The organism is Mesorhizobium sp., from assembly GCF_004962245.1.
In the GTDB taxonomy this organism is placed as follows: domain Bacteria; phylum Pseudomonadota; class Alphaproteobacteria; order Rhizobiales; family Rhizobiaceae; genus Mesorhizobium.
On sequence record NZ_SUHQ01000016.1, the window covers coordinates 1 to 22,574 of the forward strand.

Genomic DNA, 22,574 nt, shown 5'->3' on the forward strand with positions numbered 1-22,574 from the left:
CGTCGCTTCGCTCCTTGCTCCGCCCTGGGATGACGAAGGCATGGTGGCTGATGGCCAATCGCCAGCTTTGGAGATTGGCAGTTGGAGATCGGTCGGCGGCAACCATCACGGCCTCCTTCAGGCTCAGGTAAAGAGCCAAATCCTCTGTGCAGAGGAACTAGGCGGCGCAGCGCTTTACGGCATCAACGGCGTCTGCATCATCTGCAGATGCAGATCCGTGCCGGCCCAGGGATGCGCCTCGCAGACGGTTTCATTCAACTCTACGCCGAGGCCGGGTTCCTTCGACGGGATGACGTTGCCGTCCTGCCACTCGATCTTCTTCTTCAGCAGCTTCTCGTGAAAGCCGTCCCACTGCTTCAGCGATTCCAGGATGAGGAAGTTGGGCAAGGTCACGGCAAGCTGGATGTTGGCGGCACCGACGATCGGCCCGCAATAGCAGTGCGGGGCGATCTGGATGTGATAGGCCTCGGCCATGGCGGCGATCTTCTTGGTTTCGAGAATGCCGCCGGAGCGGCCGAGGTCGGGCTGCAAAATGGTGGCGGCGCGGTTCTCGATGACACGGGCGAATTCGAACTTGGTCGTCAGCCGTTCGCCGGTGGCGATGGGGATAGACGTGCCGCGCGCCACCTGCGCCATCACCTCGGGCATATCGGGCGGCACCGGCTCCTCGAACCACAGCGGATCGTAGGGTTCTATGGCGCGGGCCATGCGCAGCGCACCCGATGCGGTGAACTGGCCATGCGTGCCGAACAGGATGTCGGCCCTTGTGCCGACCGCCTCGCGGATCGCCTTGATCATGCGGGCGGAGAGGTCGATGTCGACGAGACGCGGCTGATGGCCGTCAAAGGCGGTGTAAGGGCCGGCCGGGTCGAGCTTGACCGCGTTAAAACCCTGCTCGACATATTCGAGCGCGCATTCGGCCGCCATGTCGGGGTCGTTGTAGACGTTCTTGCCACGTGCGTCCTCCGAATGGACGCTGCCGGTGTGCGGGTAGAGGTAGGTGTAGGAACGCAGCGTCTCGTGCACCTGGCCGCCGAGCAGCTTGTAGACCGGCTTGTCGGCTTCCTTGCCGATAATGTCCCAGCAGGCCATTTCGAGCGCCGAGAAACAGCCCATGCCGGAAACGTCCGGGCGCTGGGTGAAGCCAGACGAATAGGCGCGGCGGAAGAAGTTCTCGATGTCGTGCGGATCGCGGCCGACGAGATAGCGCTCGGCCATGTCCTCGACCATTCTCGCGGTGACGTGGGCGGAGAAGGTGGCGTTGTAGGCTTCGCCATAACCGACGACGCCGCCGTCGGTGGTGAGCTTGACGAAGATGAAATACTTGCCGCCGATGCCGGGCGGCGGGTTGCCGACAACCCAGGTTTTTACGTCGGTGATTTTCATTTCTGATCCTCCAGAACCAGTTCGGCGCCCTTCCATCCGGTCATGATCGAGGCGGCGTTGGTGTTGCCGGTGATGTTATCGGGAAAGATCGAGGCGTCGATGACGCGCAAGGACTCAAGACCATGCACCTTCAGGCGTGGGTCGACCACCGCGCGCGAAGAAACCGGCCCCATGCGGCAGGTCGAGACCGGGTGGTAGACGGTGCCCGAACGCTTCCTGAAATCCTGGATCAGATCGGCGTCGGAGGTGATCGACGGACCAGGCAAAACCTCTTCCTCGATGATGTCGGCCATCGCCGGCATCGAAGCGATCTTCCTCACGAACTTCACCGCCGCCAGCATCTCAGTCACGTCCGCCTTGGTCGAATAGGCGTTGGCGACGATTTTTGGATAGTCGCGCGGATTGCTGGAGCGGATCATGATCTCGCCACGGCTCGACGGACGGCAGTTGGACAGGCCGATGGAAAAGCCCGGCCATGGATCGGGCGTCAGGATCGGGCGCTCGCCGCTCTTCGGGATGACGGTCGAGAACGCCTGGAAATAAAGCTGCATGTTGGGCCGTGAAAGCGCCGGGTCGGTGCGGAAGAAGCCGCCGGCATTGTTCATCGACAGCGACAGCGGACCGGAGCGCATCAGGATGTATTGCATGCCGACCATGAGCTTGCCCCACCAGGGACGCAGGATCTGGTTGAGCGTCGGCAGCTTGCCCTTGAAGGTGTAGTTGATGCCGACATGGTCCTGCAGGTTCGCCCCGACATTCTCGTTGGCATGAACGACAGGAATGCCGAGAGCGCCGAGCAGCGCCGAGGGGCCGACGCCGGAGAGCTGGAGCAGCTGCGGCGAGTTGATCGAGCCGCCGGACAGGATCACCTCACGGCCGGCGCGGGCGGTCCTGGTCTCGCCGTTCTGGAGATATTCGATCCCGACGGCGCGTTTGCCCTCGAACAGGATTCTGGTTGCCAGCGCATTCATCTCGACGCGGACATTTTTTCGCTTCATCGCCGGCCGCAGGAAGGCGCGGGCGGCCGACATACGGCGGCCGTTCCTGGTGGTGATCTGGTAGACGCCGACGCCCTCCTGGGACGTGCCGTTGAAATCCGGGTTGAGCGGCAGGCCGGCCTGGTTGGCGGCCGCGAGATAGTGCTTGGTCAGCGGATGGACGGCCCTCGAGCAGTCGGTGATGTGCAGCGGGCCGCCGACACCGCGCCAGCGATCGGCGCCGGCCTCATTGTCCTCGAGCGCCTTGAAGGCGGGCAGGAGATCGTCGAAGCCCCAGCCGGGGTTGCCGGCCGCCGCCCAGGCGTCGAAATCCTCGCGCGCGCCCCGGATCCAGACCATGGCGTTGATCGAACTGGAGCCGCCGAGCAGTTTGCCACGCGGCCAGTGATCCCTGTTGCCGGTCAGGCCCGGATCCGGCTCGGCCTTGTAGTTCCAGTTGACCGCGGGGTCGAAGAAGGTCTTGCCGTAGCCGAGCGGCATCTGCACGTAGAAACGGCGGTCGGTGCCGCCGGCTTCGAGCACCAAAACCGAGAAGCGGCCCGAGGCCGACAGTCTTTCGGCCAGAACCGAGCCGGCCGAGCCGGAGCCGACGACGATGAAATCATAGGTCTGCATGGTGGATGTGGCCGGCTCCGGAATTCTGGTTCTACCCTAGACGGGGTGAGCGCGCCGCGTCACCGTGCCTTCCGGCATGGCTTGTGAAAAAAGCGACCGGCGGGACTCAGTTGAATTTCAGCTTACGACCATTGCGGACGCTCGTTCGCCCCGGCCGAATTCATGCCGATGACCCAAAGCGGACGTTTGCGACACCCATCAGAGATGTCGGCTTCGCGCCTGATATCGGCCGATGAGCAGACCATAGCCGCATCCGAAAAGCGGACATCCGGCCGCGCTGTCCGCCGGCATCTGCCCCGGTGAGCCCAATGCAGCTTGTATGACTCGAAGCTAATATGCTATTCTACACGATGCGCGGACTGCTGGCACTTACTATGCTGGTATTGGCGGCTACAAGAGTAGTCGCAGGTGAGTCGTTGTTCGACGCCATCGCTGCTGGCGACAAGAGTGCCGTGGAGCAAGCCTTGGCAGGCGGTGCCGACGTCGACAGCCGGGCACGCGACCAGGCAACGCTCCTCATCGCTGCTGCTCTCGACGATCAGCTTGCCATTGCGGAATTCCTGCTGAGCAAGGGCGCCGACGTCATGGCGCGCAATTCCGGTGGGTTTACCCCCCTCCATGCGGCTGCGTTTTCTGGAAGCCTCCCGATCGCCAAGCTGTTGCTCGAACAGGGCGCGGTGCTCGAGGACTCGGCTAACAAGTCTGGGGTCACACCCTTGGTGATAGCGGGTGAGGAAAACCATGTCGAACTGGCAGAATTCCTCATTGCGCAAGGTGCGGATGTGAACCGTGCCGAGGGTCATGGCTACATGCCGATTACCCGCGCGTTCTGGAAGGGTAATACCGACATCATAAAACTATTCAAACGGCATGGCGCCACGTGCCAGGCGAAAGTCCTTGGCGAAGCGAACGCTGCGAAGTGCGAAGCCATCCACGATTGAACGGAGAACGCAGATGAACATATCGATCACGAGGAGACTGGTTCGCAATTCGGCGTCGGCAGTCGTGTGTGCGCTGGGCCTGATGGCCGGTGCAGGCTCCGCTTTCGCCGACGACTCGGTGAACACTGGCTATTTCGGCGGCGTGGCGATCATGGGCTACGACACGGTCGCTTATTTCACTGAAGGCAAGGCCGTAAAGGGTTCCGAAGAATTTTCCTACGAGTGGGTTGGCACGCCATGGCATTTCGCCAGCAAGGAACACAAGGAAATGTTCAAGAGCGAACCTGCCAAATACGCTCCTCAATACGGTGGTTACTGCGCGGGCGAGGTCGCACTCAATGAATCCGTCACCGTCAATGTCGATCCGGAAGCGTTCAAGATCATCGATGGCAAGCTCTACCTGATCTACGACGAAGGGAACGCGGCCGCCTTTGCGGACAATGCCGATGATCTTGTTCCGAAGGGCGACGCTAAATGGCCGGTCGTCGCAGCAAAGTTGGCAGTCGATGAGCCGGATTGGAACGTGATCAATAACCCCTGAGACTTGCGAGCTCAATTCACTGTCACGAAGTGAAACACCATACCTGTATTGACATAAGAATACCCGTTGCCGGCAGCGTCGCTGCGTCTGTAGACGGGACCGCAGATGGGGCGACCAAACATATTTTCGCTCTGCTCACATAAGAGGTCGCCATCGACGTAGACCCTCTCGGTGAGCATTCGTGTCATCGTGCGGAAGACTGCCGTGCCGTCCTGTTCTATCTGCATAATGGCTGGAAGCCCGTCGGGTTCGAGGTTGCCTGTCAAGGTCTTGCCAACAACAAGAGATGCGATTTCCGCGCCGTTCAACCGGTCCTGTTCATCAGCGGTGAAGCCGAACGGCCATTCGGGCAATCCTGCCAGGCGTAGGGCGTCGATGATCGGCGCCAAATCTTCAGCGTGGCGAAGATGGGCATAGTGATTCCGAAACGCGTCCAACGACCGCAGTCGAGCCAAGGATTCGGTCCTCCCCACCAGCCGGAGGCCGTCCGCAATCGCCGCTTTGGCGTCCTCTGAGCGGCCGGCGCGGGCATAGGCCGCTGCGAGCAGAATCCTAAGGCTGCCCGCCTCTGGAGCATCGTCGCGAGCGCGCTCGAGAGTCTCAATGGCTTTCCTGGGGTCCCCGAGCAAAAGAAAGACAACTCCGACAACCTCGCGGTCTATCGGAGCCAGATTGGGATCAAGCTTCAATGCCGTCTCGACGGCTAATGCCGCTTCGTTATGATTGCCGGCGAACAGCTGGATATAACCAACGGCAATTTGCGTCGCAGCGTCTCCGGAGCCTAATGCGACAGCACGCTCCGCCGAGATGATCGCATCTTCATAGCGGCGATCCATGACCTGCATAATCCCGAGAACGGCGTAGGGCGATGAAAACTCCGAATCGAGCTCCAAAGCACGGCTTGCCTTCTCATATGCTCTCTTTCGCGCAAGCGCGCTCTGAATGATATCATCGGAGGCAGTGCGCCAAAGATAGACACTCAGCCGTGCGTCGGCGGCGAAGGCCTCGGCGAAGGCAGGGTCGAGCTTCTGCGCCTTCTCATAGAGCGCAAGCGCCTCGCGCAATCCGTCGCCTCGACCGGTGCGCGCCTCCCGCTCCGCACGCAGGTAGGTATCATAGGCTTCGAGATTTGCAGTCGGCGGGCGTGCCATTCGCTCGCTCTCGGCTGCCGAAGCTTGGACGCCGAGCGCCTTGGCGATTTCCCGGCCCATCTCGTCCTGGACGGCAAACACTTCCGCGATGCCGCGATCGAACCGATCGGCCCACAGATTGTCGCCAGTGGCTATGTCGATTAGCTGCGCATTGAGGCGGATTTGATCGCCGGTCCGCCTTACACTGCCGTCAACGACAAACCGCACGCCAAGATCGCGTCCGACATCGGCCAAAACGAGGGGCTTTCCTTTGTAGGCAAAAACCGAATTGCGAGCGATGACATCGAGGCCTGAAAGCTTGGCAAGGTCGGTAATCAAGTCCTCGGTGATGCCGTCGGCAAAATAGTCCTGGCTCGGATCGCCGCTTAGGTTTGCAAATGGCAGGACCGCAACGGATGGTCGTTGAAGCGCGGAGGGCCTCTGCCAGGCAAAGATGCCTACAACCAAGCCGATCAACAGGACCGCCGCGATTCCTGCCAAAATCATGATCCATGAGCCCGGCCGGTGTGGCGCGGCCACGATCTTCCCCGATTGTCCGGGATCTAGCAGGACCCGATAGACGCGAATCGGATCGGCGATATTCTTGAGGCGCTGCTCTCCCAGACCGGCAAAGCCTACATCCACTTTGTGCGCTGCGTGATCGAACGCCGTGCCGGAGATGCAAATTCCGCCGGGCTCTGCGATCGCCTGCAGACGGGCGGCGATGTTTACCCCGTCGCCGTAGATATCGTCACCCTCAACGATGATATCACCGAGATTGACACCAATGCGAAACCGGATTTGCCGGGCTTCGGCGGTGCCCTTGTTGCGGTCGGCCATCCGGCGCTGGATTACAGCAGCACACTGGACGGCATCGACGACGCTGGCGAACTCGACGAGCGCGCCGTCGCCCATGAGCTTGATCATGCGGCCGTGGTACTTCTTGATCTCGGGGTTGATCAGTTCGCGACGGCAGCTCTTCAGTCCCTCGAGCGTGCCTACCTCGTCCTCGCCCATGAGGCGGCTGTAGCCAACCACGTCGGCAGCAAGTATTGCCGTAAGCCGTCGGTCCATACGTGCCGTGCGCCTTCCCTGGTCGGTCGTAGCGGCTTTACCTTTCACCCTATTCTAGTCCTGCTTCGGACGCGAGCGTGCTTTAGCTATAGCTAGCGGATGGCGGGGTTACTCGGCATACGCAACGCGCCGGTCCTTCCATCCACGAGAGTTCTGAACGGAAAGCTCTCTCGACAAGATTTCCGATTAGGTCATCAGCGCCGGCTTGGCTGAGTGTCCGCTTTGGAGACGCCGAAATGCTCTGGGAATGACCGGAATGGGGTCAGATCGCGTCGATGCTCCCCAAGGTCCTGAATGTCCGCTTCCACCCCTTTAACGGGCTGAAAGCCGACCGTCCGCTTCCGTGCCCCAATCGAGACGGAAACCTACTTCCACTTCCATATCCACCAGCGCAGTGTCGGCAACGCCGCGAACTGGCGGAAAGCGGACTGGCGGCTTCAGGAATTTGCCTTCGATTGCAGGTGTCGGCCTGCGCTCGCATTGCTGCGAGCAACTTCTCAGCGGACTCGGCAACGGAAGCCGCCTGCTCCACTCGGCGCGTTTGGGCGGAAAAAACTTAGCGACTTGACGAAGTTTTCGCTTGCGCCACCGGCAATTGGGCGATAGTTAGCGACATGGCTAAGCATGATCCGGATCTCTCGTTGCTCTTCCACGCGCTCGCTGATCCGACCCGCCGGTCGATCCTGACCCGGCTCGCCGAAACACCCGCACGGGTGACGGATCTGGCTGGGCCCACGGGACTACGGCTGCCCACGGTGATGCGGCACCTTTCCGTGCTGGAGGAGGCAGGGTTGATCACCACGTCCAAGGACGGGCGGATACGCACCTGCGCCATCGTACCCGAGGCTCTGGATCCGGTGCGGACATGGCTCGATGAACAGCGGGCCATCTGGGAGGCTCGGCTCGACCGGTTGGATGCATTTGTGATGCAAGTGATGAAGGAAAGCGAAGAATGACACAGAACCTTGCTACAGACAGTGCGGCCCGTGCGGTGCTTGATGATAGGAAGGGCCGCTTTGCGACGCTCACCTTCGAACGGGACGTGGCCGCGCCATTGGCCGTACTGTGGCAGGCCTGGACGGCTCCCGTCGCGCGGGCGGTCTGGGCTGCGCCATCGCCCTCCGTGACTGTGGAGTTTCTGGAAGCTGACACCAGGGTGGGTGGACGCGAGGTCTCGCTCTGCAAGGTGGAGGGTCAGCCAGACATCCGTTGCGAGTGCGGCTGGCTTGAGTTGCAGCCAGCGGCGCGCAGCGTGAACTACGAGGTGGTCTCGTCCGGTGGAGTGACGCAATCGGCAGCGCTGGTGACGGCCGATTTTTCAGGCACGCACGAACGCAGCCGGTTGGTCCTGACGGTGCAGCTTTCCTCGCTGGCGGAGGACATGGAGGCAGGCTATCGAGAAGGCTTCGGCGCGGGACTAGACAACCTCGCGGGCGCGGCTGAACGGACCATGGTGCTGCAGCGGGTGATTCAGGCGCCGCGGTCCATCGTGTGGGGCGCGTGGATGAACCCTGAAACGCTGCCGCAATGGTGGGGGCCGGAAGGCTTCTCCTGTCGAACGAAGAGGATCGACTTGCGAACGGGCGGCGAATGGGTATTCGACATGATCGCGCCTGACGGCACGGTCTTCCCGAACCACCATCTCTATGACGAGGTCCGGCCCGAGGAGAGGATCGGCTATACGCTGCATTGGGGCGAGAACGGGCCGAAACATGCCGACGCCTGGGCCTCGTTCGAGGATCAGGACGGGGCAACGAAGGTAACGCTGGGCATGGTATTCAGCACGGCTGCCGAGTTCCAGGAGGCGAAGGGCTTCGGTGCCGTGGAACTGGGACTGCAAACTCTGGGCAAACTGGAACGCTTCGTCGCCTCCCGCTGAAATGCCGCGACTTCCCGTCGGCCCGAATTAGGGCTTGTGGACGAGGTCCTCATCCATATCGCGCCGTCCTCATCAGCGACGGCATCCGCCTCTTCAGTCAGAAGGGCATCGAGCTGGTCAGGCTGGAGAAGACCGAGGTCTCGGAAGCGGGGCGGATCACCAACATGCGCTTCCGCTTCGCGGGACAGAGCCGAGAATTCACAAAGGGATACACGAGGCGGAGGGTTCTATGAGAAAACTGATCATATGGGACATGGTGACCGTCGACGGCTTCTTCGAAGGTCCGGACAGGGACATCAGCTGGTTCGTCTTCGAAGAAGAACTCGAGAACTACATTCGTGAGACCCAGGAAAAGGCCGACACGCTGATCTTCGGCCGCGTGACCTACGAGCTCATGGCAGCCTATTGGCCGTCCGAGCAAGGCTGGATCGCGGACTTCATGAACAAGATCGAGAAGGTGGTCTTCTCGCGCACGCTGAAAAGCGCCGACTGGAACAACACGAAGCTCTTCAACGGCAATGTCGCGGAAGAAGTCTCCAAGCTGAAGACCAGGGACGGCGGAGACATCTTCGTGTTCGGCAGCGCCGACCTCACGGCGACCCTGTTGGAGCACGGCCTGATCGACGAGTATCACCTCGGGATCAACCCCGTCATTCTCGGGAGAGGCACGCCGCTCTTCAAGGGCGGCCCGAACCGGATACCCCTGAAGCATCTGGAGACGAGGACGCTCAAGTCAGGTGTTGTCATCCTCCATTACGCGCCGGAGAGCAGACAATGACGATCGATCCTCCCTTTCCCGTCTACCAGGCTTGTCGAAAGGAGGGCCTGGGGAAGCGGCGCGTTCCTGACGATCGGCGGCCAAGGAGCGTAGCTGCCATCACCTTAAATGTGCGAATGACCGCTTATGGGTTTGGCGCGGCCAGCTCGGAACAGCTGAATGGGGACGGGTAGCTGAGCGGCAGCCTTGGACGCGGACCGGAATCGGACGATCCGCGGTCGGCCCAAACTGGAACAGCTATATAAGGCTCCATCGGGTGTTAGCGGACCTCTGGCTGTTCGTCATACCGACAAGGCGGCGCGCAGTTTGTGCCCAACCTCACTTCCGCGTAACCGCGGCTCAAGCTATTCTGAAGACCCTGGGATGGAGATTTTGCAGCATGGCGAAGCTCGTCTTCGGAATGAATCAGTCCCTGGACGGTTACGTCGACCACCAGCAATTTGCGCCTGATCCCGCGCTCTTTCGTCACTGGATAGAGCACGTGCGCGACCTGACCGGCAGTGTGTACGGTCGCCGCATGTACGAGGTGATGCGGTATTGGGACGAAGACCGTCCTGAGTGGAGTGCAGAACAACACGAGTTCGCGGCGGCGTGGAGGAGCCAACCGAAGTGGGTCGTATCGCGCTCGTTGAAGTCAGTCGGCCCCAACGCCACGCTTGTTTCGGATGACATCGAGACGGTGATACGCGGGCTGAAGGCTCAGCTCGCTGGGGAGATTGCCGTTTCCGGACCAGACCTGGCGCGAAGCCTGACCGACCTTGGTCTTGTTGATGAGTATCGACTCTACTTCCACCCCGTCGTGCTTGGTCGCGGCAAGCCATTCTTCGCCGGTCCCCGGCCGCCGCTCCGCCTTATGGCCAGCGATCGAATTGGCGAGGACGCGATCAGGTTGACGTACGTTCCTGCCTGATCACGCGACTCGCCCGACAGACTGCGCCGACGCGTCAGGTCCGCTTCGGGTCGTCAGCGGAAGGTCTGCTTTCTCGCGCTCAAGACGTTAGCATGTTGTCACCAAGCTTCTGCAATTGGCGCAACGTGCTCGTTCTGGGCAGATGAGCCGAACGGCAACGTCCCACCCGGTTGCCGAATTTCAAATCATGCTACCCCCGGCTTGTGGCGCGTTGACGGGTCACCGCCATCCCGATACGGGATCGGGAGTAGATCGATCTCAAGGAATTTGGCGCATGGTGCATTACGCGGATGGACGGCCGCTCGGCGATCTGACGCTCAGGACGCTGGCCATGCCTTCGGACGCCAATGCGGCGGGCGATATCTTTGGCGGCTGGGTGATGGCGCAGATGGATCTTGCCTGCGGCATCCGTGCCGCCGAGCGTGCCAAGGGCCGCGTCGTGACGGCGGCGGTGAAGGAGATGTCGTTCGCCAAGCCGATGAAGGTCGGCGACACGCTGTGCATCTATACGCATGTCGAGCGCGTCGGCCGCACCTCGATGACGCTCAAGGTCGAGGCCTGGGCGCAACGCTACCTCTCCGACCTAATGGAGAAGGTCACCCATGCCGACTTCGTCATGGTAGCGCTGGACAGCGAAGGCAGGCCGAAGGCGGTCCCGGCCGAAGGCTGACCGGCTCGATTTTTCACAGTCCGAATTGAATGGCCGTCTCTGCCGCGCGGGCAGCGATCTCGCGTGGTTTTTGCCTGACCGTGTCCCCGCCAAGCGTTCGTGGGCGCGGCCGAAGGACCTCCCAGGAGAGACAATGCGTCAACACATCCTGAACGCTGCCGTGGCGAGCGCTTGGCCGTGTTGCTTCCCCTGCCATCCGCAGCCGCTTTTGCCGAGGTCAAAAAGAGTGACTTAGGCGCCGCCTGCGTGTCGCAGAACCGCATCATCAACGGGCAGGTGGCCAGGCGCGAAATCCGCACGGGCGACGCCGTGCGGCGGCACGACGGTGAGCCATTGCCGCAGGAGACGGCGTGCACGGTCGGCGGCAAGCTGGTCAACCCGAAAATGGACCCGGATCGAGAACTGCCGAAGTCCAACATGCAGATACCGCAGCAGGACTCAACTGCGAGAGTGTAGCCGTGCGAAAACCCTTGCAGGTCAAGGGTTTCAAGCGTGCATACTGTCGAACTTTTCGCGCGCCGCCTTGACGCGTTCGGTGTTCTTGCGCGCCCATTCGCCAAGTGCACCGACCGGCACAAGAAGCTCGTAGCCAAGGTCGGTCAGCTCATAGTCGACGCGCGGCGGAATGGTCGGGAACACGGTGCGGGTGACGAAGCCATCGCGCTCCAGCCCGCGCAAGGTGGTGGTCAGCATCTTCTGCGAAATGCCGCCGACGGCGCTGCGCAATTCGTTGAAGCGCAGCGGCCCGTCACCGAGCTTGCCGACGACGAGCACGGTCCATTTGTCGCCGACGCGCTGCAGGATTTCCGAGATGGCGCGGCAGTCCTCGGTGCGGTGCGGGTGCCTTGGTATCAAAAAGGTGCCTCCTTGCGCCTCGTGGGCACAGTCACTCATATAGCTCAGGTATCTAAACGATACCAGAAATTTGCCTAAAGGAGAGCCCCTCTATGTCCAAACCCAAAATCGCCATTGTCGTCGGTTCGACCCGCGCCGCACGCTTCGCCGACGTGCCGACCCAGTGGATCGCCAAGATCGCCAAGTCGCATGCCGACATCGACGTGGAAGTGGTCGACCTGCGCGACTTCCCGCTGCCGTTCTTCGACGAGGTCGCATCGTCCGCCTGGGCGCCGTCGCAGAACGAAGTGGCGCAGCGCTGGCAGAAGAAGGTCGCCGAATTCGACGGCTTCATCTTCACCGCCGCCGAATACAATCATGGTCCGACGGCCGTCCTGAAGAACGCCATCGACTACGCCGCCAATGAATGGAACAAGAAGCCAGCCGGCTTCGTCGGTTATGGCGCCGTCGGCGGCGCGCGTGCCGTCGAGCAGCTCCGGATGCATGCCGTCGAGCTGCAGATGGCGCCGGTCAAGTCTGCCGTCCATATTTCGTGGGCCGATTTCCTCGCCGTCAGGCAAGGTGAAAAGAAGCTCGACGAGATCGAGCACCTGAACCAGTCCGCCACCGCTCTCATCAACGACATCGCATGGTGGGCAAGGGCGTTGAAGGCAGCGCGTCAGGCCGACGCGATCAATGAAGAAGTCAAGGCGGCCTGAACCGCCGGTTCGAAATCATCCTCCCAAGGATCCGGGGCGGCGCTTGCGTCGCCCCTTTGGTTTGTGAAGGCCATTGGCCGGTTGTAGCGCCTGCCCAGGCCTGATGATGCAACCGGCGAGGCGGTCCAATTCGTTCAGCTCTACGGCGTGGTGCTGGCCGCGCCGATGCGGGCGGCCAGTCGGATGCGGGGTCATATGATGACCGCTACGGGGCCGAAGAACGGACAGGCAGCTTCCAGCATCCAAAAAGCGATGGCAGACATTCAAGCAGGTGGGACAAGCAGGTGGGGTTGAAGGATTGGAACCACCGTGAACTTGTGCCCGCGCCGGTTTTCAAGTCCGGTGCCTTGGCCAAAGCGCGTCGCGACTGAACGGATTCATGCGACGCGCCTTAGGTTATTGCTTTTATCCATCTCGTTGTAGCAAAACCGCTGCGCACCTTTGGACGACATGCACTAATGCGCGGTTCCCGCGCCCTTTTGCCGTCGAGACCTGACAGTCTCCAGCAGTTCGCGCTCGCTGGTGTGAGCATTTCGAAAGATGGCCACAACCATCACCGCCAGAATTTCGGCGTCCGGCTCCAACGGGTCGAGATTTTCATCCGCGCAGACCTTATTGAACACGCGTTCGCAGATAGCCAAGTCGTGAGGGCTGAGGCAGGTGCGATTGAAACGCCGACGCAGCATCTGTGCGAACCTTTCAGGGCCCGTCACCCGTGCTTTGCGGCGGGCTTCCTACTGATCCGCTGAACCGATGGAATGCCTGAGGGACGACTTCGTCGACGGAATTGTAGTACGACTACTCGGCCCCTGATGATTCCATCGTCAAGAGTCCCAAGATCTGCGCGCACTCGCGGGCCTTGTACTGCCCAGCGATCATCAGCTGGTAGTAATCTTGCCGTTTGTGTTCGGGGACATGGAAGCCGCGTCGAAATTCAGCCGCCGCCCTTGGGGTGCGAGTGCAGCCGAGTTTACTGGCGCTGACCTTTAAACTCGCCAGCGAGCATCCGACCTTGGCGGCAATATCTTTCAAAGGTTCGTTATTGAAATATCCATCAAGAATGATCTTGCGGCGGGCTTCTCCTTTGAGCTTTGCGTTCATTTCGTGGTCTCCTCAACTACGCTTTCATGATGCCAGATTCTATACGCACCAGGTTGAAGAGTGTCGTTAGCGCCGCATCCAGAAACTTATCTCCGAATGCATTTCTTACTGCAATCCGGCGTGATGACCGCTTCTGTGGACTCGCGTTCCGCTAGTCTTGCCAGATGCCTGTGGTACACCACATGATTGAGGCGGGCTGGGCATACCCGAATCGGATATGGCACCACGCGATGAACGCTAAGAGGCAGGACGAGGCGCTTGCGAGGCAGGCGCCGAAGCGTGATCGACGTCGTTGGCCGCGCGACGTTCAAGCTAACAATGAGGCTGCCCCGTCACTTGCGCCGGCGCTCGTACCTTTGCTCTTTTCAACGCTCGAACTGGCGCCAGGGGATCAATTCGCCGCTTGGCAGGCGCATATGGCACCGCTCGTCGAGGTCAAATTGCCGGATGACAAATCGCTCGACGATGGCTTTCCCGCCGCCCACACCACTTGGAACCTCGGCGGCATGCTGATCGTTCAACAGCGCGCACCGGCACATAGTTATGTGCGTTCTGCCGCGAAGCTTCGGTCCAGCTCAATCGATCATTGGTACATCGCTGTGCCACATACTGGCCGGTCGTGGACGGAGGTCGATCGCCGCGTCGTGGAAAACCTGCCGGGCAAATTGGAGATCAGATCGCTTGGCTACCCGTTTCGCGGGAGGACGACGGAATCCGAAAGTCTCTTCCTCTATTTGCCGCGTGACTTGTTCTCCGATGCGACGACAAGCCTGGACGCAAAGAACAATTCAATTCTGTCTGGCAACTTTGCCGACCTCTTGCTTGACTACCTTAACAGCATCGAAGCAAGACTGCGCAGTCTCACGGCTGACGATCTTCCCCGCATCGTACACGCGACACGCAGCATGATCATCGCCTGCCTCTCGCCCCCGGCGGAACATGCCGCGGCCACCGAGCAATTGGCGAGTGTCGCGCTGATGGAGCGGGCGCGTCGATACGTCCACAACAATCTGGATGCGGCTCATCTGACGCCGGATTCAATGTGCCGGGCGCTCGGCGTTTCGCGCTCTCGTCTCTATCAGTTGTTCGAACCGAGCGGTGGTGTTCTCCACTACATACAAAGTCGCCGGCTTCTGGCAGCCCATGTCGCGCTTAGCGATCCGGTGGACAGCCGGCGCATTGTCACTATCGCCGAAGCAGTCGGGTTTAGTTCAGCGGCTAATTTCAGCCGGGCATTCAGCAAGGAATTCGGTTACAGCCCCCGCGAAGTCCGAAGTTCGGTGGTGTTGCCGCGCCCCTCCTACTCAGTCTCGCCTGCGGAGCACGAGAAGGCCTCGTCCTTTGAAGGTTGGCTAAAAGCGCTCGGAAGCTGAGTCTAGGATCGGGCGATGTTTTGAGATGCGGCGGGCTCAAAACAGGCTTGCCGGACCGGGAAGGCCGCGTCGCCTCATGGACACAATATTCGAATCGCGTCCACCGCAGCGTCAATCATATAGCTGTATTCCCACCATTTCCCGATTTATCAACGAACCGTGACTGTCTATCACTATCAATAATTTACCGCCAATCGAAGCGGAGCGTGCATTGCAATTACGCCGCACGCGGCGCTTGTTGAGAATGCGGTTCGAAAGTTTGCCAAGCTTGCCAGTTATGCTATTTCTAGACTGGGGGACGCGAATCTGCACCGCCCATGGAGGTGGCTCTTGCACCCGGAGGCATCAGGTGTCGGCACGGAGAGTGATGGGCCTTCCTCGAGCGATGGTCCTGGTGCCGGCGAAGCGCTTCTCGCTGACCTTTTGGCGAACACGACCGAACTCTTGTCGTTCTATGACCGCGACTTCCAACTGACGCACTACGCAGCCAGGTTCAAAGGCGTGTACGGAGGCGCGGTGGCCCCGGGCGTCGCCGTCTGGGAGATCTACCCGAGCTTCCTCGATGCGAGGTATCGCGACGAATTTCTTCGTGTATTCCACGGCGGCTCTCCGGCGAGCATCGACCTGCCGCGATCATCGGGCGAAGTGCCCCGGTCCGTTTTCGTCTTCGGCACTGCGAATGGTGTCGGAATTATCGAATCAAGGGGGCACGGCGGGCGGAGCGCAGCGGAGGAGCAGGAGCATGTTATTCTGCTCCATCAGGCGACGCACGACGTGCTGACCGGACTGCAGAACCGGCGGCGATTCGGCGAGCGGCTGCAGCAGGCACTGGCGGCCATCGGCAGACCAAAGCTGAAAGCCGCCCTGCTGCAAATCGACCTTGACGATTTCAAAGCGGTCAACGACACGCTCGGTCATGGAGCAGGCGACACGCTTCTCCAGCTCGCGGCGGGTCGAATCCGCGACGCGCTGCAGGACGGCGAATCCGCATACCGGTATGCCGGCGATGAGTTCGCCGTCATCCAATTGGGAAAGGATCAGCCCGCGGAAGCCGAGCGCCTCGCCGGATTGCTGGTCGACGCGTTCAAGGAGCCGTTCGTCATCAACGGCATTCCCGTCTTCGTCGGCTCAAGTATCGGAATTGCTTTCGGGCCGGAGCACGGGACCGATGGCGAGCAGCTGATGAAAGCCGCGGACATTGCTCTTTACGCGGCCAAGACGGATGGACGCGGTTGCGCTCGAACGTTCAATCGTTCGATGCTGCTCTTGCTCGAGCAGCGCGAGAACCTGAGGCGCAGCCTTCGAACCGCGCTGGAACGGGGCGAGCTTTATCTGGAGTATCAGCCGCTCATTCGGTCTCCCGCGTCGGTGATCGGTTTCGAAGCGCTACTGCGGTGGCGGCACCCCGAGACCGGAGTCATTCCACCCAGCGTGTTCATACCGATCGCCGAAGCCGACGGTCTGATGGACGAGATTGGACGATGGGTGCTCGAGGAAGCCTGTCGCCAGGCATTGACGTGGCCTTCCTCGCTGACGGTCGCAGTGAACCTGTCGCCGGCTCAGTTCCTTGGCGGTTCGCTGACGGACACAGTCGCTCAGATCATCGACGCAGTTGGAATCCGGGCCGACCGACTTGAACTCGAGATAACCGAGACGGTTCTTCTCGAGAAGACGATCGACAATATCGACACATTAAACACTCTAAACGTCTTGGGAATACGAATATCGCTCGACGATTTTGGGACATACTATTCATCGTTGAGCTATCTCAAGAACTTTCCCTTCGATACGTTGAAGATAGATCAGTACTTCATTGCGGACCTGACGACCGATCTCAAAAGCCAGACGATCGTGCGATCGATCATAAATCTGGCGCACGGCCTGGGAATAAGCGTTACCGCCGAGGGGGTCGAGACGTCGGCGCAGGCCCGGTGGCTGATCAAGGAGAATTGCGATTGCCTGCAAGGTAATTTCCTGGGACGGCCGCTCGGAGCCGAGGCAACCAGCGATTTCATCAGACGGTCCCCACTGAGGTTGGTGCGAGCGATGGAGGAATCAAATCGGGCAGTTTAGGGCGGTTCAGCTTTGATAGAATCGCCGATCCGCTCTAAGTATTTGCTTTTACGCAATTCCTGACGGAAAACCGCTACGCACTTTTCTAGGAATTGTTCTAGCGCCTTGCACCCTTTGTTAACGCTGAAGTGGAGATTTGTGGAAACGATCGAGGCAGATACCGCGCAATTCTTCGAGTCGGTGCGAGAGTGACTCATCACGGCGCGCGGTGAAATTCTTCGTCGCGGAGGCCATCACCGCGCGAGGGCTCAATACTGATGGAACAAGGGAGGATGCCGATGGGACCTGTTCATCATGAGCTGGCTGGCGAGCCGACTTTTGCGCCCATGATCCAGATCGACATGGAAATAAAAACTTTTGTCTCCGCCTGGAGACACTGCGATTATGTCTCGACATACATGGCCCGTATGATCAGTCAAAACAGATCAGACTCGGTCCGGCATTCAAATCTCTTTTCTTCTGCCTTCAACGAATTGCTGGAAGTCGCCTTTCGTACGCGCCATGCCGACGGCGAATTGGCATGCAGGGTGTCTCGCCATGGCGCGACGGATAGGATCGAATTGACATTCCCTTGCGTGCCGGAAGAGCGCCAATTCTACGAAGAAGCCGTGTCGCAAGTCGCAGGATCCGAGGTCAGGGAGCGATACCTCAATTCGGTGTCCGGGGACCTCGCGCCCAGCCGTGAAGTTGTACTCTTGGAACTGGCCATTGACTACAACGCGACATTCCGACTCGATGAAGCCGGCGCTGATACGATCACGCTTGTCGTGGATCTTCCGCTTGAGGGCCTGCCAAATTGAACCATTACCTTCTCCCGCGTTTCGAAACGCAATACGACATCAACGATCAGGAGTTCTCTATTTCGGGGATAGTGCGGCCTCAGTCAATTGATGAGCTTGCGCCCAGCATTGCCCTGTTGAAGGACTCCATCGATCGTGTGCGCGGTATACTATATGTGAATATCAGACGCCTGACGCAAATGAACAACACCGCGTTTCACGCCTTCTCGCGGGTCATCATTGACGCCTGTCGCGCGCGATCCGATCTAAAATTTGTGGTCATCACGTCAAGCGTCGTCGGATGGACGACGCGAAAATTCGGTCGCTTGAGCGGAATTGAACCAAACATCACGGTTGAGGAGTATGACAGCGAGTTCTATCCGGGACAGACCTTCCTTGAAGAAGGCGGGTTCATTCCGATCCTCCGCACACAGACGAAGTTGACCTGGCGTCACGAGCGCACAATTCTGCCGCGACATGGCATGCAACCCGGTATTGTCATGGCTGACATCTGTTGCGGAATCGGGGATTTCGCCGTGCTCGTGCAGAGGGAGTTCGAGCCGTCGCGGATCGTCGCCCTCGATCACGCCAGGACAAGCCTCGCCTATGCGCGAATCGTGGCGGCGGAGTTCGACATCAAGGGGATTGAGTACACTTATGGCGATGCGTCAGAAATGCTGCTCGAGGACGATCAGTTCGATCTCGTCACGTGCCGCCATTCGCTGCAGGTGTTCAATAACCCCGAGCTGATCCTCAAAGAACTCTTCCGCATCTGCAAGCCGGGCGGACGCGTCTACATCACAAATGAAAAGAACTCGCACTGTCTGGGCGAACCGCGTGCCGACAGCATCCAGTGGACCTATAACGAAGTTGCCAAGCTCTGGGCGCACTTCCAGATGGATATCGAGCTTGGCCCCAAGAGCCGACGATACCTGATCGAAGCGGGATTCGAAGACATTCGAGTCGAATCCTTCATGGTCACCAACCACGACGGCGATCCGCAAGACTTCGCGGATGTCATTGCGGCATGGGAGAACGTCTATGCGGGCGAGATGGCGACCAAGCGAGGTGACCCACCGGCATTTATCAGACGGTTCCGACAGGGCTTCCAGGATCATATCTTCGCTGCGCTCCACCCCAAGGGCTATGCCGGCTGGCCGATCTGGGTTGCATCGGGACGCAAGCCGCTATGACCGACTCGGATGTAACTCCGCCTAGACCCTGGTCCGTCTTCCACCTAAACAGCTTCCGCGCGAAATTCATGTTCATTGTAGGTGGGGCGGTGCTCTTCGATCTCCTCGTCGGCGGCAGCGTCGCCCTGTGGAACGTGAACCGGCTTTCCCGCGATGCGACGCAGCAGATCGAGAGCGGCCTCACCAAGGCGACCCAGGAATACCTCCAGAACTATATCGAGACGACGGCGCTGCGCGCCGATCTGCTCTTCGACCGCATGCACTCCGAGGTGACCGCACTTGCAGGCTCCATGCAGAGACTAATCGATGATCCGGAAGCGAAAGATGCGATCGGCAAGGCGCTGGCGAAGAACCCCTATTTTAATGCGCCGCTTGTCTATGACGCCACGGGAAACTGGGTGCAGACCCGGCAAGGGTCACCTTCGGTCATGAGTGTCTGGGGATATCTCCTCTCCGCAGATCACCAACCGAAGCCCGAAATTCTCCGCGACATCCAGGAGAGTGCAGTCTTCGATATTTTTGGCACGAGCCAGATGGCAACAGGCGCGAAGAAGCTGCAGGTCTATTACGTTGGGCCGAAGGCAGGACCGATCATGCGCACGACACCTTATTCCGATCAGGCGCAGACCTTCGACAAGCTCTATCCGGGCCACAACAACGCGAATTTCTGGGATTTCTTCTTTCCTGGCGTCTATGAAGGCTGGGAGGGCTGGATCAGGGAGCCGGATTCGCGCCCCGTAAAGGGCGACGACATCACTGCGACTGCTCCTTATATCGACGCGATTACCGGCAAGCTCATCGTGAGCTTCTTCCATCCGCTCTGGACGAAAGACCGCAGTGATGTCGCCGGCATGGTCGCTGCCGACGTGACGCTCGATCAGCTCGCTGACATCGTCGAAAGCGTGAAGGTCGCCGATACGGGCTTCGGTTTTCTCACCATGTCGAACGGCAATGTGCTCGCGATCAAGCCTGAAGGCGAGAAAACGCTCGGGCTCAAGATCGCGAGTGGTGCGGCAGGTCAAGGCGTTACCGGCCTCGACCGCTCGCTCAAAAAGAGTACGCACGCGACCGTCGCAGCGCTCGAACTTCCCGTCGACGACAAGACGGTCATCAAGCATATTTCGATTGAGGAGAACGGCAAGGCCGAACCTTACATGGTCGCACTTCGCCGGCTAAACGCAGTCAATCTCTGGAATAGTAAGGGGTCCATCACGGCCGAAACCCTGATGCTTGGCTTCGTCGTCCCCGAACGGGAAATCTATGCTTCCCTCCTTGCAGCGCAGCAGAGCATTTCCAGCGCGACCAACCGGATCCTGATCACCCAGGTCATCGCACTTATCGTTTCGCTCCTGATCGTCTTTGCGGCTGTCTTCGGAATTTCAAAGCGGATCACTGCAGGCCTCAGTGCGCTTGCCGGAGCCGCCAAGCGGCTGCAGGCGAAAGACTATTCAGTCCGGGTAAGCATTCCGACGCGCGACGAAGTTGGAGAGGTTGGGGAGGCGTTCAACCGGATGGCAGAGCAGATCAGCTTCCATACGGAAAACCTCGAGCATCTCGTTGATGAAAGAACGAAGGAGCTTGAAGGCGCAAATCAAGAGATCTCCGCCCTCAACGGCAAACTGCGAGATGAGAACGTCCGCCTTGGTGCAGAGCTTGCAGTTGCCAAACAGATCCAGATGATGGTTCTGCCGAGAGCCAGCGAACTCGAAGCGATCCCAGGGGTAGAAATCGCCGCCTACATGCGGCCGGCCGACGAAGTAGGCGGCGACTACTACGACGTCTTGCAAGAAGGGTCGCGGGTCAAGATCGGGATCGGCGATGTGACAGGTCATGGGCTGGCGAGCGGTGTGCTGATGTTGATGGTTCAATCCGTCGCACGCGCACTGCAGGAGACTGGCGAGGACAATCCACGTCAGTTCCTCGATCGACTGAACAGAGCCATCTATAAAAACATCGAACGGACCAGCACCGACAAGCATCTCTCCCTAGCCTTTCTTGACTTTGAGAATGAGCAGGTGACCCTGTCAGGGCAGCACGAGGAGGTTCTTGTCGTTCGTGCAAACGGAGAGATCGAGCGGATCGACACGATCGATCTGGGTCTGCCGATCGGCCTCGAACGTGACATCTTGCCGTTCATCGCAACACGCGACATTCCGTTCAACAGTGGCGACGTGATCGTGCTCCACACCGATGGCGTAACCGAAGCGGAAGATCAGGGTGGCGAACTGTTCGGTTTAGAACGCCTTTGCTTCAGCGCGCGCCATTATTATCGCGGGAGCGCCGAGGAGATCAAAACTGGAATTATTGAGGATCTGATGGCCCATATCGGAACTCAGAAAATCCACGATGACATCACCCTCGTGATCATGAGGCACAAGTAGGAATGACAACACTGTTCGGAACAGCCGGCCTTGCAATCGGAATGGGGGAGAGGGCCAGTCGCGTGCGACTGTTCGACGGACCTCTCGACCTGAGTTGGCATCATTGCGCTACGACCTCGGACTTCATCGCAGACCTTTTCGCCCTTCGCTTTCTGTCATCTCGCAACGACCACAGGGAAGTACGACACAGCATCGGCTATCTGGTCAACGAACTCATTGAAAATGCGGTCAAGTTTCGTGCACCGGGCGAGATCACGATCGAGGCGGCCATCGACTCAGAAAGTTTCAAGGTCAAGGTCTCGAACGTTGTCGATGGCGAAACCACCGTTGAATTTCAAAATCTTCTGTCGGAGATCACAGTCGGTGATCCGGGTGAACTCCTGATTCAACGGATCGAAGCGAATGCCGCGGACCCTGAGACGACACGTTCCGGTCTTGGATTGCTAACGTTGATGAGCGATTATGGCGCGAGTCTGGCCTGGATCTTCAGCCCAGTCGATGAAAGGGATTTGGTTTGCCTGGAAACATATGCTTCGATTCCGATCACACAAATTCATAACTGATAACTAAATGAAACGAACTCACAACATGGAAATAACGACAGCACAATATCGCGTGTGGAGCGAAGCGAGCGAGATTTTTTTTGATGGCATCATGAGGTTGGCCAGTTTTGAGGCCTATGCGCCAATTTTGTCTTTGTTGATGAAGGTTCTTGACTCGAAACCTACTTCTATTACGCTCAATTTAACGGACCTTGAATTTCTCAACTCTTCAGGCATCAACCTCTTGGCGAAATTTACCATCGAGGTGCGCAAGCATCCCGATGTTCGACTCATCGTACGTGGAACGCCTGACATACCCTGGCAATCGAAATCATTGCCGAATCTGAAGAAGCTACATCCCGCCCTGGTGCTTTTGATGAACTGACCAGGTCCCCCGGACTGCGTGGGCTGGCGGCAATCCGGATGGCACAGGCCAGTCGGGACGGTGCAAGTGCGCCGCGCCGAGCGAGATATGTACGCCAAGATAAGTATTAGGACGCGAAGGTAACGACAACCCGGCCTTGTTCGTAGATGTTCGGGATGGCTTAGCGGGGGCTCGGCCACAGTGGCTTAGCGGGGGCTCGGCACAGGCGGCAGGCGTTCCGGTTGGGGGGATGTCGGGCTGCCTGTGCCGATCAGCCGCCACTGCGCGGTAAA

The 22,574-nt window shown here is 59.5% G+C and carries 22 protein-coding genes; 16 read left to right on the forward strand and 6 right to left on the reverse strand.

Annotation, left to right across the window (positions count from 1 at the left end):
• Window positions 1–174: 174 nt before the first annotated feature.
• A complete protein-coding gene (locus E5X88_RS17870; protein WP_292163582.1) occupies window positions 175–1,386 on the reverse strand; it encodes a mandelate racemase/muconate lactonizing enzyme family protein in 1,212 nt (403 codons plus the stop codon).
• Window positions 1,383–2,999 carry a GMC family oxidoreductase N-terminal domain-containing protein gene (locus E5X88_RS17875; RefSeq protein ID WP_292163584.1) on the reverse strand — a complete coding sequence of 539 codons (1,617 nt, stop codon included), beginning with the start codon at window positions 2,997–2,999 and terminating at the stop codon, window positions 1,383–1,385. The genes E5X88_RS17870 and E5X88_RS17875 overlap by 4 nt, the downstream gene beginning before the upstream one ends.
• A 350-nt stretch (window positions 3,000–3,349) precedes the next feature.
• Here E5X88_RS17875 and E5X88_RS17880 point away from each other — a divergent pair, with 350 nt between their 5' ends.
• Both E5X88_RS17880 and E5X88_RS17885 read left to right on the forward strand, forming a co-directional pair.
• Entirely contained in the window at window positions 3,350–3,940 is a 591-nt protein-coding gene (locus E5X88_RS17880; protein WP_292163811.1) for an ankyrin repeat domain-containing protein, read from the forward strand.
• A gap of 82 nt (window positions 3,941–4,022) precedes the next feature.
• Window positions 4,023–4,481, forward strand: coding sequence for a YHS domain-containing (seleno)protein (locus E5X88_RS17885; protein WP_292163812.1), 459 nt, complete (start codon window positions 4,023–4,025; stop codon window positions 4,479–4,481).
• 11 nt (window positions 4,482–4,492) lie between these two features.
• Here E5X88_RS17885 and E5X88_RS17890 read toward each other — a convergent pair whose 3' ends face one another.
• On the reverse strand, window positions 4,493–6,685 hold the full coding sequence (locus tag E5X88_RS17890; protein WP_292163585.1) for an adenylate/guanylate cyclase domain-containing protein: 2,193 nt from the start codon (window positions 6,683–6,685) through the stop codon (window positions 4,493–4,495).
• Between the two features lie 614 nt (window positions 6,686–7,299).
• On the opposite strand from E5X88_RS17890, the gene E5X88_RS17895 reads away from it, so the two are divergent.
• The 6 genes from E5X88_RS17895 (at window position 7,300) to E5X88_RS17920 (ending at window position 11,378) form a co-directional block, all read left to right on the forward strand.
• On the forward strand, window positions 7,300–7,641 hold the full coding sequence (locus E5X88_RS17895; protein WP_292163587.1) for a metalloregulator ArsR/SmtB family transcription factor: 342 nt from the start codon (window positions 7,300–7,302) through the stop codon (window positions 7,639–7,641).
• Complete coding sequence (locus tag E5X88_RS17900; protein ID WP_292163590.1) at window positions 7,638–8,564, forward strand: SRPBCC family protein; 927 nt, start codon at window positions 7,638–7,640, stop codon at window positions 8,562–8,564. Before E5X88_RS17895 ends, E5X88_RS17900 begins: the two co-directional genes overlap by 4 nt.
• Window positions 8,565–8,793: 229 nt before the next feature.
• Entirely contained in the window at window positions 8,794–9,342 is a 549-nt protein-coding gene (locus E5X88_RS17905; RefSeq protein WP_292163592.1) for a dihydrofolate reductase family protein, read from the forward strand.
• Window positions 9,343–9,721: 379 nt separating this feature from the next.
• Complete coding sequence (locus E5X88_RS17910) at window positions 9,722–10,252, forward strand: dihydrofolate reductase family protein (RefSeq protein WP_292163595.1); 531 nt, start codon at window positions 9,722–9,724, stop codon at window positions 10,250–10,252.
• A gap of 274 nt (window positions 10,253–10,526) precedes the next feature.
• Window positions 10,527–10,922, forward strand: a complete 396-nt coding sequence (locus tag E5X88_RS17915) for an acyl-CoA thioesterase (protein WP_292163597.1) — start codon at window positions 10,527–10,529, stop codon at window positions 10,920–10,922.
• Window positions 10,923–11,093: 171 nt separating this feature from the next.
• Complete coding sequence (locus tag E5X88_RS17920; RefSeq protein WP_292163598.1) at window positions 11,094–11,378, forward strand: hypothetical protein; 285 nt, start codon at window positions 11,094–11,096, stop codon at window positions 11,376–11,378.
• A gap of 30 nt (window positions 11,379–11,408) precedes the next feature.
• Here E5X88_RS17920 and E5X88_RS17925 read toward each other — a convergent pair whose 3' ends face one another.
• The gene (locus E5X88_RS17925; RefSeq protein WP_292163599.1) at window positions 11,409–11,777 is read right to left on the reverse strand and encodes a helix-turn-helix domain-containing protein; all 369 of its coding nucleotides are present in this window, start codon (window positions 11,775–11,777) and stop codon (window positions 11,409–11,411) included.
• 92 nt (window positions 11,778–11,869) lie between these two features.
• On the opposite strand from E5X88_RS17925, the gene E5X88_RS17930 reads away from it, so the two are divergent.
• Window positions 11,870–12,475: an NADPH-dependent FMN reductase gene (locus tag E5X88_RS17930; protein WP_292163600.1), complete on the forward strand. Its 606-nt coding sequence runs from the start codon at window positions 11,870–11,872 to the stop codon at window positions 12,473–12,475.
• A 455-nt stretch (window positions 12,476–12,930) separates the two neighbouring features.
• On the opposite strand, the gene E5X88_RS17935 is transcribed toward E5X88_RS17930, so the two are convergent.
• Together E5X88_RS17935 and E5X88_RS17940 are read right to left on the reverse strand one after the other, a co-directional pair.
• Window positions 12,931–13,161: a hypothetical protein gene (locus E5X88_RS17935; RefSeq protein WP_292163601.1), complete on the reverse strand. Its 231-nt coding sequence runs from the start codon at window positions 13,159–13,161 to the stop codon at window positions 12,931–12,933.
• A 112-nt stretch (window positions 13,162–13,273) separates the two neighbouring features.
• Window positions 13,274–13,576: a hypothetical protein gene (locus E5X88_RS17940; protein WP_292163602.1), complete on the reverse strand. Its 303-nt coding sequence runs from the start codon at window positions 13,574–13,576 to the stop codon at window positions 13,274–13,276.
• A gap of 182 nt (window positions 13,577–13,758) precedes the next feature.
• On the opposite strand from E5X88_RS17940, the gene E5X88_RS17945 reads away from it, so the two are divergent.
• The 7 genes from E5X88_RS17945 to E5X88_RS17975 all read left to right on the forward strand — a co-directional run bounded on the left by E5X88_RS17945 (window position 13,759) and on the right by E5X88_RS17975 (window position 22,302).
• Window positions 13,759–14,949, forward strand: a complete 1,191-nt coding sequence (locus E5X88_RS17945; RefSeq protein WP_292163604.1) for a helix-turn-helix domain-containing protein — start codon at window positions 13,759–13,761, stop codon at window positions 14,947–14,949.
• A 444-nt stretch (window positions 14,950–15,393) separates the two neighbouring features.
• Window positions 15,394–17,022: a bifunctional diguanylate cyclase/phosphodiesterase gene (locus E5X88_RS17950; protein WP_292163606.1), complete on the forward strand. Its 1,629-nt coding sequence runs from the start codon at window positions 15,394–15,396 to the stop codon at window positions 17,020–17,022.
• A 278-nt stretch (window positions 17,023–17,300) separates the two neighbouring features.
• Complete coding sequence (locus tag E5X88_RS17955; RefSeq protein ID WP_292163608.1) at window positions 17,301–17,822, forward strand: ubiquinone biosynthesis methyltransferase UbiE; 522 nt, start codon at window positions 17,301–17,303, stop codon at window positions 17,820–17,822.
• On the forward strand, window positions 17,819–18,994 hold the full coding sequence (locus E5X88_RS17960) for a class I SAM-dependent methyltransferase (protein WP_292163610.1): 1,176 nt from the start codon (window positions 17,819–17,821) through the stop codon (window positions 18,992–18,994). Before E5X88_RS17955 ends, E5X88_RS17960 begins: the two co-directional genes overlap by 4 nt.
• A gap of 68 nt (window positions 18,995–19,062) precedes the next feature.
• Window positions 19,063–21,375 carry a SpoIIE family protein phosphatase gene (locus E5X88_RS17965; RefSeq protein WP_292163613.1) on the forward strand — a complete coding sequence of 771 codons (2,313 nt, stop codon included), beginning with the start codon at window positions 19,063–19,065 and terminating at the stop codon, window positions 21,373–21,375.
• A 2-nt stretch (window positions 21,376–21,377) separates the two neighbouring features.
• A complete protein-coding gene (locus E5X88_RS17970) occupies window positions 21,378–21,938 on the forward strand; it encodes an ATP-binding protein (protein WP_292163615.1) in 561 nt (186 codons plus the stop codon).
• A gap of 25 nt (window positions 21,939–21,963) precedes the next feature.
• Window positions 21,964–22,302, forward strand: a complete 339-nt coding sequence (locus tag E5X88_RS17975) for a hypothetical protein (protein ID WP_292163617.1) — start codon at window positions 21,964–21,966, stop codon at window positions 22,300–22,302.
• Window positions 22,303–22,574 lie beyond the last annotated feature (272 nt).